General features: G+C 58.8%; 13 protein-coding genes. 3 read left to right on the top strand and 10 right to left on the bottom strand.

Annotation, left to right across the window (positions count from 1 at the left end):
- Positions 1-26: 26 nt before the first annotated feature.
- From AGA_RS13495 to AGA_RS10730, 3 genes are all read right to left on the bottom strand, one after another.
- Positions 27-1049 (bottom strand): copper resistance protein B, encoded by a 1023-nt coding sequence (locus AGA_RS13495; RefSeq protein WP_373319891.1) that lies wholly within the window; start codon positions 1047-1049, stop codon positions 27-29.
- Positions 1046-2764, bottom strand: a complete 1719-nt coding sequence (locus AGA_RS10735; RefSeq protein ID WP_059024298.1) for a copper resistance system multicopper oxidase — start codon at positions 2762-2764, stop codon at positions 1046-1048. The genes AGA_RS13495 and AGA_RS10735 overlap by 4 nt, the downstream gene beginning before the upstream one ends.
- A gap of 81 nt (positions 2765-2845) precedes the next feature.
- Entirely contained in the window at positions 2846-3256 is a 411-nt protein-coding gene (locus AGA_RS10730) for a hypothetical protein (RefSeq protein WP_059024297.1), read from the bottom strand.
- A gap of 124 nt (positions 3257-3380) precedes the next feature.
- Here AGA_RS10730 and AGA_RS10725 point away from each other — a divergent pair, with 124 nt between their 5' ends.
- Positions 3381-5765 (top strand): heavy metal translocating P-type ATPase, encoded by a 2385-nt coding sequence (locus AGA_RS10725; protein ID WP_059024296.1) that lies wholly within the window; start codon positions 3381-3383, stop codon positions 5763-5765.
- Positions 5766-5793: 28 nt separating this feature from the next.
- Here the strand turns inward: AGA_RS10725 and AGA_RS10720 are convergent, their stop codons facing one another.
- From AGA_RS10720 to AGA_RS10700, 5 genes are all read right to left on the bottom strand, one after another.
- Positions 5794-7083 carry a hypothetical protein gene (locus tag AGA_RS10720; RefSeq protein ID WP_059024295.1) on the bottom strand — a complete coding sequence of 430 codons (1290 nt, stop codon included), beginning with the start codon at positions 7081-7083 and terminating at the stop codon, positions 5794-5796.
- A gap of 178 nt (positions 7084-7261) precedes the next feature.
- Positions 7262-8593 (bottom strand): glutamate--tRNA ligase, encoded by a 1332-nt coding sequence (gene gltX / locus AGA_RS10715; RefSeq protein ID WP_059024294.1) that lies wholly within the window; start codon positions 8591-8593, stop codon positions 7262-7264.
- Positions 8594-8708: 115 nt separating this feature from the next.
- Positions 8709-9149: a hypothetical protein gene (locus tag AGA_RS10710; RefSeq protein WP_059024293.1), complete on the bottom strand. Its 441-nt coding sequence runs from the start codon at positions 9147-9149 to the stop codon at positions 8709-8711.
- Positions 9146-10351: a beta/alpha barrel domain-containing protein gene (locus AGA_RS10705; RefSeq protein ID WP_059024292.1), complete on the bottom strand. Its 1206-nt coding sequence runs from the start codon at positions 10349-10351 to the stop codon at positions 9146-9148. Before AGA_RS10705 ends, AGA_RS10710 begins: the two co-directional genes overlap by 4 nt.
- Positions 10352-10459: 108 nt before the next feature.
- Complete coding sequence (locus AGA_RS10700; RefSeq protein ID WP_059024291.1) at positions 10460-11839, bottom strand: class II 3-deoxy-7-phosphoheptulonate synthase; 1380 nt, start codon at positions 11837-11839, stop codon at positions 10460-10462.
- Positions 11840-12150: 311 nt separating this feature from the next.
- On the opposite strand from AGA_RS10700, the gene AGA_RS10695 reads away from it, so the two are divergent.
- Positions 12151-12552 carry a hypothetical protein gene (locus AGA_RS10695; RefSeq protein WP_059024290.1) on the top strand — a complete coding sequence of 134 codons (402 nt, stop codon included), beginning with the start codon at positions 12151-12153 and terminating at the stop codon, positions 12550-12552.
- 22 nt (positions 12553-12574) lie between these two features.
- On the opposite strand, the gene AGA_RS10690 is transcribed toward AGA_RS10695, so the two are convergent.
- Positions 12575-13168, bottom strand: a complete 594-nt coding sequence (locus AGA_RS10690; RefSeq protein WP_059024289.1) for an IMPACT family protein — start codon at positions 13166-13168, stop codon at positions 12575-12577.
- Between the two features lie 165 nt (positions 13169-13333).
- Here AGA_RS10690 and AGA_RS10685 point away from each other — a divergent pair, with 165 nt between their 5' ends.
- Complete coding sequence (locus tag AGA_RS10685) at positions 13334-13750, top strand: hypothetical protein (RefSeq protein WP_083503623.1); 417 nt, start codon at positions 13334-13336, stop codon at positions 13748-13750.
- A gap of 68 nt (positions 13751-13818) precedes the next feature.
- Here the strand turns inward: AGA_RS10685 and AGA_RS10680 are convergent, their stop codons facing one another.
- Positions 13819-14643 carry a pyruvate, water dikinase regulatory protein gene (locus AGA_RS10680; protein WP_059024287.1) on the bottom strand — a complete coding sequence of 275 codons (825 nt, stop codon included), beginning with the start codon at positions 14641-14643 and terminating at the stop codon, positions 13819-13821.
- Positions 14644-14682 lie beyond the last annotated feature (39 nt).

Raw genomic sequence — 14682 nt, 5'->3', positions numbered from 1 at the left:
GGCGCAGGTCTAGCCGACGCACATGGTTAAAACCATGTGCGCACACCAAAGGTAAAGCGGATGTCCTCCGCCCCGTTATCGGCTGACCCCCGCCAGTTGCTGGTATGGTTGGCTGTGTTGCCGTAGTGGCCAGCGTAGGTCACGGCAATATAGGGGGCTATTTTGCGCTTGAATTCGTAACGCAGGCGTAGCCCGGCATCAATGTCGGAAAAACCTCGGCTTACATTGCGCTCCGCGTCGGTGTGAGAATAAAAGTTCAGCTCTGCTTGGGGTTGCAAAATCAGCCGGTTGGTAATTAGCAGGTCGTAGGAGCCTTCCAGCTTGCCAGCGACCCCCTGAGCGTTGAAATAGGCTGTTGCCGACACATCAAAAAAATACAGCGCCAGCCCCTGTACCCCCACCGCGCCCCATGCACGTGTGGGACCACTATCCAGATCCAGCCGTACCCCGGCCTGTACGTCAAAATAGGTGGAAATGGCATGGTCATACAAAAATTCGTGGTCGCCATCGGTCATATGGCGGTGCCCGTCCACCGTGCCCTCGGACTTGATCCACAGCTTGTCATGATCTGTGCCAAACCAGCTTTGCCCGGAATAGCGTAACAGACTGTCACCCGCTGTATAGCGGCCTTCAAACTGTTCCATCAGAACATGAAAATACGTGTTGTGGTCCATAACCGGCGGCATGTCGTGCACGTAACGCACTTTGGGTATGGGCGGTGGCGCCGAAGGCCACTGACTGCTGGGGGCCAGCGCTGGCAGGCTAGTGTGGAAAGTGCCGTGGGTGTGTTCGTGCAGGCTGCCCGCCGTTACCTTGTTGCTTGTCGCGGCATGGGGGGAAGCCGTTATGGGGTGTTGAACCTTATGGGCGGGGGGAGGAGCCGTCATGTCCATGTCGTCTCCCATATCCATGCCGGGCATGTCCTCCATACCATCCATTGCGGGCATGGTGTGCTTGTGTGCCGCCAGTGCAGGGGCGGCAAAGGCAGGCTGGTGGAAGGCCAGAGTCAGCACAAGCGCCGCATATGCGGTGGTGTAACGCCGGGTCATGACACCACCACAGTGCGGAACATGCCAAGGTCCATGTGGTAGAGCAGGTGGCAGTGGTAGGCCCATAGTCCCGGTGTATCGGCGGAGACAAGGTAGCTCAGCTTTGCGCCCGGCTGCACAATAATGGTGTGTTTGACCGGGTTGTAAGCCCCCTGTCCATTCTCCAGCTCGCTCCATAGACCGTGCAGATGAACGGGGTGTTCCATCATGGTGTCATTGATGAGCGTAAAGCGGACCCGTTCACCCAGTCGGAGGGGAATGGGGTCTGCCTCGGAGAACTTTTTGCCGTCAAACCCCCAGATGTAGCGCTCCATGTTGCCGGTTAGATGGAGTGTGATCTCCCGCGAAGGGGGGCGTGTATCTTCCGCCGGGCGTAGGGCACGCAGGTCGGCGTAGGTCAGCACACGGCGGCCGTTGTTGCGTAGCCCGTCTCCGGGGTCGGCCAGCCGGTTCGTGGGCATGGCGGCAATATTCTGGTTTTCAACATTCAGGGGGGGCGTATGGGCTGGGGGCTGGTTGTCTTTGCCCATATCCATCCCTTTCATGTCCATGCCCTTCATGTCGTGCATGGTTTCGGGCATGCCCATGTCCAGCATGGTGCGGACTGGCCGTGGGTCCATGGGGGGGATGGCCGCGTGCATGCCCGGTTGCGGGGCCAGCGTGCCACGGGCATAGCCTGTGCGGTCCTCCGTCTGGGCAAAAATGGTGTAGGCTCTGTTGTCTTTTGGCTGCACGATACAGTCGTAGGTTTCGGCAACACCAATGCGGAATTCATCGACCCGCACAGGTTCCACATCGTTCCCGTCCGCCTGCACCACGTCCATTTGCAGGCCGGGAATGCGTATGTCGTAAAACGTCATGGCGGACGCATTGATAAAGCGGAGCCGCACCCGCTCATTAGGGCGGAACAGCCCGGTCCAGTTGGTGTCCGGCGTGCAGCCGTTCATGAGATATGTGTAGATAATGCCGGTCACATCCGAAATATCGGTGGCGGACATGTTCATGCCGGCCCATTGCAGGCGGTTCTTTACGGCGGGTAACAGGCCATCACGCTTGGCGTCCTTTATAAGAGAAACAGCCGTGCGTTGCCGAAAGTTATAGTAATCGTCTTGAAATTTAAGGTTGCTGATAATGTCGTGCGGGGCCACGTCCGACCAGTCGGAGAGCAGCACAACGTAGTCCCGGTCCCATGTCTGGGTAGGCGGGTCACGTGGGTCGATGACGATGGCTCCGTAGAGCCCGCGTGCTTCCTGCATGTTGGAATGGCTGTGGTACCAGTAAGTGCCGCTCTGCCGGACGGGAAAACGGTAGGTAAAGCTTTGCCCCGGCCCAATGCCTGCAAAGCTCAGGCCCGGTACACCATCCATGTCGGCCGGGCAGCGGATGCCGTGCCAGTGGATGGATGATTCCTCAGCCAGATGGTTATGGATGTTCAGGGTTACGGTATCCCCCTCCCGCCAGCGTAGGGTGGGGCCGGGCATACTCCCGTTCATGGTCGGTACGGTCTGGGTTTTGCCTGCAATGTTGACCGTAAGCGGGCGGAGGGTCAGGTCAAAAACCGAACGGGGGGCAGAGGGCAGGGGAGTGCCAAAAGGTGTGTCGGCCTGCGCGCGTGGCAGGCGGCTCAGGCCGGTCAGGGCGGCAAGGGCGCTCGCACCAGTTATGAACTGGCGGCGCGCAAAGCCTCCTCCCCGATGGGGTGAGGGTAAGGGCATGGTATTGGTCCATTCTGCACGGTCCGTTTAGGGCAGACCGCATGGCTGATCAGGCGGGGGCTTACGCCACCGGTGGATTTATCAGGCCGTGTGCAGTTTGGGCGGACGGAGCAGAGGAGCGGCCCGGCGGTCGGGCAGGGCCGTCTGATGGGCAAAAACCGGCTTGGCGCGGGTGTGCCACAAAAAGGTTACTGGTAGTGTGCCAGCCGATATATCCACAACAGACAGGGCATTGCCTGTCATGCAGCAGGCTGCATGGTGGTGCATAAGGTGGTGTACCGCCGCTGTGGTGGATGGGCAGCCCAGTGCCGTTGTGTGGTGGTGCATGGCGGCAGCCGCAACCGGACCATGCTCCGCGTGGTGCATGGTGGCATGGACCATGCTGGGCGTAGCCGCCACAGCCGGGGTGTGCAGCGCCCACAGGCCAAACGTGCTGGCCAGCAAAAGCAGGCAGCCCAAAATTGGCCCACGAAAGAGAAAAAGGCACCGCATGATTTGAATATACCCCTAGGGGGCATATATGGCAAGGAGAATGGGTCAGTCCGGATGTGTCGTGACCGGCGTATAAGCATGTTTTGCCCGGTGTGTTTGACCGTAGGCATGGAGCCACAAGAGCATGAGCCAGATTATCAGTTTTCCCGTTGCGGGCATGAGCTGTGCCAGTTGTGCCGCCCGGCTGGAAAAAGTGCTCAATCGGCAGCAGGATGTGCAGGCATCCGTTAATTTTGCCACGGCACGGGCGCAGGTCACTCTGGAAGACCTCGCAACCCAACTCCCCCCGGTGCTGGAAGCCGTGCGTCATGCCGGTTTTACGCCCGAAACCACAAGTGTTGATCTGGCCCTGACCGGGCTGACATGCGCATCCTGCGTAAACAGGGTGGAAAAAGTGCTCAATGCCCTGCCATCGGTTCAGGCATCGGTCAATCTGGCTACCGAGCGCGCCCATGTCAGCTTTGTGCCCGGCGTAGTGGATGCGGCAGATTTGATTGCCCGTGTGGAGAAGGCTGGATACGGCGCAAGCCTGTACAACCAGCAGGCGCCAGATGCGCAAAATGCGCAGCACGAGGCGGAATGGCGGGGGGAGTGGCGGAATTTCCTCCTTTCTGCCGTGCTGAGTTTGCCTTTTGTCATCCAGATGCTGGGTATGCTGCTGGGTGAGCATACCGTTATGCTGCCCTTGTGGTGTCAGTTCGGGCTGGCTGGGCTGGTGCAGCTCTGGTGTGGCCGCGCGTTGTATGGCGGTGCCTTCCATGCGCTGCGGGCCGGTGCCGCCAATATGGATGTGCTGGTGGTTATGGGCACAGGCATTGCTTTTGTGTTCAGCACTGTTGTGATGGCTTTTGGCCTTGATCAGCCTGTTTATTTTGAGACCAGCGCGCTGGTGCTGACTCTTGTTCTGCTTGGTCGCCTGCTGGAGGCCCGCGCCAAAGCCCGCGCTAGTGCGGGGATGCAAAGCCTTATGCACCTGCAACCCCGGACTGCCCATGTGGAGCAGAATGGCCAGTGGGTGGATACGCCGGTGGAGCAGCTTGTGCCCGGCAACGTGTTTATGGTCCGTCCGGGGGAGAGCGTGGCCGTGGACGGCACGGTGCTGGATGGCCGGTCTGATCTGGATGAAGCCATGCTAACGGGTGAGAGCGCCCCCGTTACCAAAACCACGGGCGACCGCGTTTTTGCGGGTACTTTGAACCAGACAGGCGCTTTGCGTGTGCAGGCCACAAAAGTGGGGGCGCAAACCGTTCTATCGGGCATTGTGCGTATGGTGGAGCAGGCGCAGGGCAGCAAGGCCAGTGTGCAGCGTCTGGCGGACCGTGTGGCGGCGGTATTTGTGCCTGCGGTGCTGGTGCTGGCCTTGCTGGCCCTTGGTGTGGGGTGGGCGCTTACGGGGCATTTTGGCGCCAGTCTGGTTAATGCCGTGTCGGTGCTGGTTATTGCCTGCCCCTGCTCGTTAGGGTTGGCAACACCAACGGCCATTATGGTCGGTACGGGCCTTGGTGCGCAGGCTGGTATTCTGTTCCGCAATGCGGATGCGCTGGAGCAGGCGCGCAAAATGGATATTCTGGTCACTGACAAAACAGGAACCCTTACCATAGGGCGGCCCGGTGTCGTGCAGGTGCAGCTTGCCCCGGGCGAGGACCCACATACGGTGCTGGGGCTGGCGTATGCGCTGGAGCAGAGTTCCGAACATCCGCTGGCTCGCGCTATTGTGGCGTATGCCACGGCACAGGGGGCGGTGCCTGCCACCATAACCGATTTTAACGCCATACCGGGGCGTGGTGTGCAGGCCCGGATGGGAGAGAAAGATGCGCAGCTTGGCTCGCTTTCCTATATGCAACAGATTGGTTGCCCAATAGACCGGACGTTAACCGATGGCTGGCAGGCCCGTGGGCAAACCATTGTCGCCTTGGCCCTTGGGGGGAGAGTCGTGGGGTATTTTGGGCTGGCTGATCAGGTCCGGCCAGAAGCCCAGATGGCTATTGCCGCTCTGCGGAGCGAGGGGCTGCGTGTGGTGATGCTCAGTGGGGATAATGAGCGGGCAGCACAAGCCGTGGCCCGGCAGGTGAGGATAGATGAGGTTGTGGCCGGTGTGCTGCCGGAGGGCAAGGCCGCGCAGATCACCCGGCTCAAGGCTGGTGGCCAGCACTGTGTGGGCATGGTGGGGGATGGTATAAACGATGCTCCGGCCCTTGCACTGGCTGATGTTAGTTTTGCTATTGGAGCCGGGGCCGATATTGCGTTGGAAACGGCGGATGTTGTGCTGGTGCGGAGCCAGTTAACGGCACTGGTGGATGCTGTCTCGCTCTCCCGGGCAACGGTATCCAAAATCAGGCAGAACCTGTTTTTTGCATTTATCTACAACATATTGGGCCTGCCACTGGCGGCATTCGGTTTGCTTAGCCCGGTTTTTGCCGGGGCGGCCATGGCCATGAGTTCGGTCTCGGTCGTTAGCAATTCCCTGTTGCTCAACCGGTGGAAGGCGCGCCGCTCATGGGGGGCATAAATCGGGCCACGCGCCTTTTGTGGGGGGGTCAGGTTGGCAGGGTTGGCGTTGTGCTGCCTAGTAGCAGGCTGCTGGCATGAGGACGCCATTCCCCTGTGTTTTCATCCCGCCCCTGTAAATAAAGCCTGCGGGTGCCTCTGGGGGGGATGGGTTGTGCTGCCTCGCGCAAAAAAATCTGCATGTCCTCAGACTGTTTGCGGTTGATCAGGCAGCATAACGATGTGTCGGGAAAAGATTTGAGAAGGTCCGCGCTGCTGCTTTCCCCTGCAAAGATCATAAGAGGGGGCTGTTTTCTTTTTTGTTCAAAGTGGACGCGGATCAGCTCGGTTTTACCAACTCCAGCAGGGAATGGGTAACGGGGAACCTCGGTCGGTTCCATAATACCCCTGCGCTCCACCAGACGTGCACCAAAAACATGTTCGTGCCGTAAATTGTAGCCGTATTCAGCCGATGTCGCAAAAAGTGCAACCAGATCTTCCAGCGCGGAGGAGCAGATAATGGGGTCTATGCCATGCTCCTGCAAAATCTGGAGCAGGTTCCCCATTTCTGGCGTCAGGCGCAGCATCTGGGTTATGTCTGCCTGTACGGGGCCAGCCTTGCCCGGCCGGGTTGGCGGGCAGGTCCACTTTTGGGTGGAAATGGATGCCCCAAGGCACCATTCATTGGCTGCGCGGCTTAGGGTAATCACATCGGTCTGGGCCTGTTCGGCCACCAGCCGGATCATCCATTGCTGGGCGGCATCTGGGCCGTGTAGGGCTGCCACAGCCTGATGGCAGAAGGCCATACGGGCACGGAACGCCAGCATGGCTGGGTTATCTTGCAATTCTTCCCGTGCAATGGGGTGGGGCATATGCCCATAACGGGCCGCCAGTGCGCTGTAATCTTCTACAATATCATCCACAAGGTCGGGAAAAGAGACAGGCTGGCCGGCAATGTTTGTAAATGGTGCGGGGAGCGGATGGCTGGAAGCGTGTACATGAATAAGCTTGTGGAACCTTCTGGCTGGCATAAGAAAACAGAAGTGTTCCAGCATGAATAAAAAGAGCGTTTGCTGCACATCGCCTACTATGGCGGTGTTGTTCCAGTCCATCACCACATAAGGGGGACTGTTGGCATTATAGGTTTCGGAATATTGGCCGTGTGCGTTGATGAGCGCCTGAATGGCCTCCCTTAACGGTGGGTGCCATTTTAGCTCTTCCAACTCAGGGGGAGGCCGGTCCATCAGGTCGGGTTGGGCGTTCGCCCGGCCAATGGTGCGGGCGGTCAAAAGTGCGGTCAGACCCAAACCCAATGTACGGCGGTGCAGAACAGGGCGCATACAAAATCCAGACTGACAGAAAAATGGCGGACGCCTCTATTGGAAGGCAAGATCGCACACGGTCAAGTCATGTTTGCGGCCACGGGCTTAACGATGATGTTCCTGTGGGTGCGCCATGTGGCCCCGGCGCATTACCGCCGGGGCTGGCTGCCTTTGGGATTGTTTGCGGCCAACTGCCTCAGGCGTGGGATGGCAGCAGGCGGGCCAGTGTGCGTTTACGGCCAATAAGGGGGAGCAGGTCACGCAGTTCCGGGCCGTGTTCTTCTCCCGTCAGCGCAACGCGCAGCGGGTGGAACAGGGCTTTACCGCTCCGGCCTGTTTTGTCCTTGATGGCGGTGGTCCATGCCTTCCACGTTCCCACATCCCACGGTTCGGCTGGCAGCAGGTCTGCTGCTTCCTTCAGGAACGTTTCGTCTTCTTCCTGCACGGGAGGAATAATGTCTCCAGTGACGACCTGAAACCACAGTTTTGCTTCGGATAGCAGGTCGATATTGCTGCGAATAGCCAGCCAGAAGGCTTCTGTTGCGCCTTTTGGCAATCTGTCGGCTACGGCAGCAAAGGGAAGCTGGGCAAGGTGGCGGTGGTTCATGGCCAGCAACTGGCGTGTATCAAACCGAGCCGCGGAGCGCGAAATGTGCGACAGGTCATAGCTCTGCGCCAGCGCATCAAACGGCATCAAGGCCGGGTCGTCCGAGCTGCCAAGGCGCGCAAGGTAGGAGATCAGGGCTTCCGCCTCTACCCCATCCTGCCGCAGGGTACGCAGGGAGCAGGCATCAAACCGTTTGGAGAGCTTGCCGCCGTTTTCGTCCAGCAGCAGGGGCAGGTGGGCAAAGCGGAAGTGGTCGGGGCGCGCGCCCAGAGCCTCGGCAATGTCAATCTGCACGCCCGTGTTGGTTACGTGGTCTTCCCCACGGATAATGTGGCTGATCCCTGTTTCCAGATCATCCACAACCGAGGCCAGCGTGTACAGCACCGTGCCGTCGGTCCTGACCAGCACAGGGTCGGATACGGATGGCAGCTTGACCTGACAATCCCCCATAACAAGGTCGCGCCAGCGCACAATGCGGCCCGAGAGTTTGAAGCGCCAGTAAGGCACCTTGCCGTTAGCCTCGGCCTGTGCGCGCTGCTGCTCGGTCATTTTGAGCATGGCGCGGTCATACACGGGGGCGCGGCGCTGGCGGATCTGGGTTTCGCGCTTGGCGGCCAGTTCCTGCTCGCTTTCAAAGCAGGGGTACAGGTGGCCGGATGCCTTCAGCTTTTCAATGGCGGCGGCATAGCGGTCCAGCCGCTGAGTCTGGCGGAAGGTCTCGTCCCACGTAATGCCCATCCATTCCAGATCCTGCTGGATGGCCGTTACCAGTTCCTCGCGGGAGCGACCGGTATCCGTATCATCAATACGCAGTTGGAATTTGCCCCCATTGCGGCGGGCAAACAGGGCGTTGGCAAGGGCAAGGCGGGCATTGCCCACATGGAGAAGGCCGGTAGGGCTGGGCGCAAAGCGGAGTTTCATAACAGAGGCTTATGCCGTGAATGGGCTGGAAAGGCTAGCACGAAGAGAACAGAAAGCAGAGGCAGAACCGTTACGCCATGTAGGGTTTTACGCCTCTGCCAGTGGAGTGGCGTGCTTAATGCAGGTTATGCAGGCCGGGGTCGAACGGTTCATCACCCGCGTCTTCTTCATCACTGTCATCCGCGGTTAGGCTGATTTCCTCAGCATCTATCAGGCGGCGAGGGTCCAGTGTGCGCCAGTCCCGCTCCATGGGGGTAGCGGGGGTTGCGGTAAAGTCATCCAGTTCGTTGGCCGAGTGCCAGCCATCTTCCTGCGCATCAATCACCACAGCGTCCTCGCCAAAGCTCATCCATACGCTCAGCACATCCTTGGCGGAGGCGCCGGGCGTGCGGCAGCGTTCCACACTGTCGCGCACATAGGCGCGGGCAAAGGCGTTGGCGTGTGCAAGATCATGAAAAACGCCAACTTCTTCCACAATATTATCTTCGGCACCGCCGGACAGGTCCAGAATACGGACTTTCCAGCCCTGCTCCTGAGGGGCTTCGGTTTCGCTCATGGATTTTCCTTGCTGTCTTTTCGGTTGCGGGCGGAGGCAAACAGGAATTCGCGCCCAATTTTAACCCGCTCAACACCATTGTAAGAGATGATATCGGCTGTGGCGTAGGTTTCGTTCCATATTTCGGGAATGAACGACCCGGTGCCAACAACATCTATGGGGGCGTGTGCATCGGCCATGCAGGCGCATTTGGTCACCCCAAAGCCGGAGGAGGCAATAATTCGCACCTTGTCAAACCCGGCTTCATCCAGTGCTTCACGCATTTTCCAGATGGATGCGGCAGAAACGCCGGTGCCAATTAGGTAGCGCAGTTCCCTGTCCGAGCGGTAACGGCGCAGGGCCTCCGGGGCGTGGCGGTTGACCACGGCGTAGGATTCCTGCGGGTTTAACCCCTCCATAAACCGCCCGCCATGCGTATCCAGCCGCACGGCAATGCGCCCCGCCTGTGCCAGATCCTCAAACTGTTGGCAGACGGCCAGTGCGTCCGTAATTTCCTGCCCGAAGTAGTCCACCAGCACGACAAGGTCCGAATGTGGGAATGTCTCGTGGAACATTTCCGCCGCCCGCACGGTTGAGCCCGCATAGCCAATAAGGGCGTGGGGCATGGTGCCTGCACCGTGCGTGGTGTCAAAAAAGCCGGACACGGCATCATTCGCGGTGCCAACAAAGCCTACAGCACCGTCTTTTTGGGCAGCGCGGCCGCCAATGGAGGCTGCGTAGGCCATAAGCTCCTGCATTTCGTAACCAGCGCAGTGGCGCGCATCCATAGCCAGAAAACGGGTTTGGGGTAGGGAGAGCGCCATCTGGTAGGCGCGCAGGGCAGCAACGCAGGAACTGCCCAGTTTTTGGAGAAGAAGTGTTTCCAGGTCAGCCAGATGCAGGAACGACCCCGTAATGTAAACAAGCGGCTCGCCAGCCCCGACCCATTCCCCTTCCGGGTGGAGGACATCAACCGAGTAGTCACAATTCCGCGCGGCCATAACATTTTTCAGCCATTCCAGCATAATGCCGGGGGCGGAAATAACAGGGCAGCGTAAAAAGAAGGCGTAAGTAACCTCGCAATCCCCAAAGTGGCCGACAATCTGCCGCGTCCGGTTGAAGTAGGAATCCGTCCGGGCCTGAATTTCGGAATCAGGCAAGGCGGCGGAAGCCTTTGCAGCGGTAACACCGGGAGCCGCTTCGCCAAGGGGAAATTGCGTCATTGCTGAAATGCTCTTTTCTGCCAAATACACTACACAGATGATGGGTGTGATGGAGGGTGGCGTAAAGACCACCCCCGCTTCTGTGATCAGGCAAAGAGCGGCGCGGCCTTAATTACGGCCGGTCAGCTCCTCCGCGATCAGGAACGCCAGTTCCAAAGACTGCTCGGCGTTCAGGCGCGGGTCGCAGAAGGTTTCGTAACGATCACCAAGGTCTGCTTCGGTCAGGCGCTGGGCGCCACCAACGCATTCCGTTACGTTCTGGCCTGTCATTTCCAGATGCACACCACCGGCGGGCACGCCTTCGGCAGCACACACGGCAAAGAAGCCTTTGACTTCCTGCATGACCGCATCGAACGAACGGGTTTTGACCTTGTTCTCGGTCGAAATGGTGTTGCCGTGCATCGGGTCGCTGATCCACGTCACAAGCTGCCCCGTTTCCTTGACTGCGCGCATGAGCGGCGGCAGGAACTGTTCGATTTTCTGCGCCCCCATGCGTGAGATCAGGGTAATGCGGCCTGCCTCGTTCTGGGGGTTCAGGATGGTGGTCAGGCGTTTAATATCTTCCACGCTGGTGGTGGGGCCAACCTTGATGCCAATGGGGTTCCGTACCCCACGCAGGAATTCCACATGCGCGCCATCGGGCTGGCGGGTACGGTCCCCGATCCAGACGAAATGGGCGGAGCAGTCATACCATTCGCCCGATGTGGAATCGACGCGGGTCAGAGCCTGCTCGTAAGGCAGCAGCAGGGCCTCGTGCGAGGTGTAGAACTCGGTTTCGTCCACCTGCGCGGAAGAAGCGGCATCAATCCCGCAGGCCTGCATGAAGGCGAGTGTTTCGCCAATGCGTTCGGCCATGGTGCGGTAACGGTTGGCCAGCGGGGAGCGTTCCACAAAGCCAAGGTTCCAGCGGTGCACCTCGTGCAGGTTGGCATACCCCCCGCGGGAGAAGGCACGCAGCAGGTTCTGGATTCCAGTGGACTGGAAGTACCCTGTTTCCATCCGGGCCGGGTCAGGAATACGGGCTTCGGGGGTGAATTCCGGCCCGTTGATGATGTCCCCCCGGTAGGAAGGCAGGCTTACGCCGTCCACTGTTTCCATGTCGGAAGAGCGCGGTTTGGCAAACTGGCCAGCCATGCGGCCCAGCTTGATAACCGGCACTTTGGCGCCAAATGTGAGCACAACAGCCATTTGCAGCAGAACACGGAACGTGTCGCGCACGATGTCGGCCTTGAACTCGCCAAAGCTTTCAGCGCACGGGCCGCCCTGCAGGACAAAGGCCTTGCCCTGTGCAGCCTGTGCCAGATGGTTGCGCAGGCGGCGCACCTCCCCGGCAAAGACCAGCGGCGGGTAGCTGCTCAGCCGGTCTTCAACACCCTTGAGTGCTGCGGCGTCCGGGTAGGTGGGGATCTGTTTGAAAGGAAACGAACGCCAGCTATCCGGCATCCAGGTCTCAGACGTCGGGTTGGGCTGGGTGAGCGTGGCACTCATAACGCGTTCCTGTTCAGTTGGGCTGATTACACACAAATGGTAAGCAGAATGATAAAAACAATCTCTCTTGGGCATTGATTTGCCAAAGGCGGCTGCCTTTATGTCTAAAATGCAGAAATTACGCAAATAGCGTTTGCTGGCTCAAGCCATGTTCTGGCCTATGGTGTGGCATCCGCTCCACTATCGGCCAGAGAATTTGGATTTTTGCACTTTTGGTGTGATAAGGGTTGCCGGTAATCAAACCCGCAAGGCTGTTTTGTGTAATGGCCAGAACGGGGTGTTTTTCTTTTTTTCTTGCGGGGTAACGCGCAATGGCGCAGCTGCGTAGACCGTTTGTAAACGTAATGTCCGGCCTTCTGATGGGCGCAAGCCTTATGGGTGCAGCAGGTGTTGCCCACGCGGACCCTTTGATGTCCCCCAATGACGATGTTTCCTTTTCCGAAGGGAGCGGCGCAATGGATACGGGGTCTTCGGCCAAATCGACCGAATCAAAAACCGTACACGGGCACCGGAGCCTGCCTCCGGGGTATCAGGATGCCCCGTCCATGGAATTCCAGCATGGGGATGACCCGGACCATCTGGCCAAGGTGCACAGGGATTCGGTAACAGGGTCTGACCTGTCCCGCTATGGGTCCGCTTACCAGAGCTCTGGCCCATTTGGCACCGGGCAAGTGGGGGATTCTACGGGTAACGGCTGGGTTACGCCCCGCTAGGCTCTGGTTGGACCATCTTGGGTTAATCAATCAGACGTATATCGGCCTGACCGCTGGTCAGGTCGGTTATCTTGCGGCACACATCGTCTTGAAGTGCCTGCGGTAGCAGCAGTTGGAACTGTGCACCATTTTCATCAAAAACAGGATGTTCCGCTTCTACGCCCCATTCCGGCAAGCGGGCCTGAACAATTCCCAACAATGAAAACGGGCAGTGGAAGCCGAGCCTGACGCGCTCAATCAACTCTTCCTTTGGCGCTTCGCGCAGGCATTCGGCCGCCGTTCCGGCATAAGCCCGTACCAGCCCGCCCGCACCCAGCTTGATCCCCCCAAACCAGCGCGAGACAACAATAGCGACCCGGTCCAGCTTTTGGGCCACAACGACCTGCAAAATGGGGCGGCCTGCCGTCCCCGATGGTTCTCCCGCATCATGGCAGCGGCAATGGGGGCCAAACTGCCAGGCCCAGCAATGGTGGGTGGCATCCGGTTCGGCAGCGGCAATCCGGGCAATAAACGCTTCGGCCTCTTCGGGGCTGGCTATGGGCGCCGCCCGTGCAAGAAAGCGGCTTTTTTTAATGTCCCGTTCCAGTTCAAAAGGGCTGACCAACGTTTCTGTCATGCGGGCTTCTTATTCCTTTCACGCTAGTGCGGGCAAGTCGGATGGTATTGGCCCTGCCTATGCCAAAACAGGGGGCTGACAGTTTTTTGTAACAGGAGTAACGCGGTAGCAGGCGTTAACTTGTGTTACGTTAAGCTGTAACTGGTCAATCTTGCCGCCAGAGGCATGAATGAAGGAGGAAGCACCGACATGATGCCGGTATTCCGTAAAAAATGGAAAGTCATGTTCGGTCTGTGCGCAGTGGCGCTGCCCCTTGTGGCCGGTGTTCCCGCACATGCTGAGGGTGACCCGCTGAATGGCGGGGATGATGATGATTCGGACGCGCACCGTGCATCCAGTATGCACAATCTGGCAGGCAAGCTCCCCCTGCCTCGCGCGCATAAGGACTTTAGTAAATACCGATTTACGCCACCGGGGGACCGGGTTGTGGAGCAGCCGGATACAAACCGTCTGCTGTTCTGGACCAAGGATGGCCAGCCGGATGGATACGCCCAGCGGCGCGGGAGCAGCGTGATTTACTACAACGCGCAGGGTCAGGCCGTGCGGGTGCAGCGGCTTACACCATCGGAAATGGCAGATTAAGACCGTCACGAGCTTAATCCGGCTCCCCATTGTTTCCCGGTAGTTGGTAACAATGGGGAGCGGTTTTTTCAGGTTGTGGCGATCAGTTCCAGAATGGAAGCCGATGTCTCTTCAATAGAGCGGCGTGTTACGTCAATGACCGGCCAGTTCTGGCGGCGGCATAGACGTCTGGCCCAATGCAGTTCCTCCTGCACTTTTTCCAGATCAATATAAGCGTAGTCCGTTACAGCTTCTGGGCGGGATTTGCCCGGTATCATCTGGTTCAGTCTATTACGGCGAATTTCAATCAACCGTTCAGGGTCAATGGTCAGGCCAATAACAGGTTTGGTGGTGCTGAACAGGGCTTCTGGCGGTTCAATTCCCATAACCAGCGGCACATTGGCTGCCTTGATTCCCCGGTTGGCCAGATAAAAGCATGTTGGCGTTTTGGAAACGCGGGAAACACCCACCAGAATCACATCCGCCTTGTTCAGCCCGCGGGTTTCCTGCCCATCGTCATGCGCCAGAACGTAGTGCATGGCCTCAATGCGCTGGTAGTAGTTCTCGTCCATAATGTATTGGCCGCCGGGGTGGCGGGTGGCTTCTTCCCCCGTTTCTTCGGCCAGAAAGTGCAGCGCATTGTCCAGCACGTCCAACAGTCTGATCTGGAGGCTGGCACAGCCTGCTTCCATATCCGCCTGAAGGATAGGGTCGGTCAGGGAGGACATGACCGGGCCACGGTTATTGGCAATATGCCGCAAAACCCGCCGAAGCTGGATCTGGGTGCGGATCAGGTTCCAGTGCCGCAGTCTGACTTCCGTATTGGGGAACTGGGCAATACAGGCCCGTGCAACGGAATCAAGCGTCTGCCCCGTCGCCTCGGATACGAGGTGGAGAGTAAGAATTTTTTGCATGATATCAGATTGAAAAATGGCCGCCTATGGGGGAGGCGG

The organism is Acetobacter ghanensis (genome assembly GCF_001499675.1).
Lineage (GTDB): Bacteria > Pseudomonadota > Alphaproteobacteria > Acetobacterales > Acetobacteraceae > Acetobacter > Acetobacter ghanensis.
This window is presented reverse-complemented; position numbering and strand designations above follow the sequence as displayed.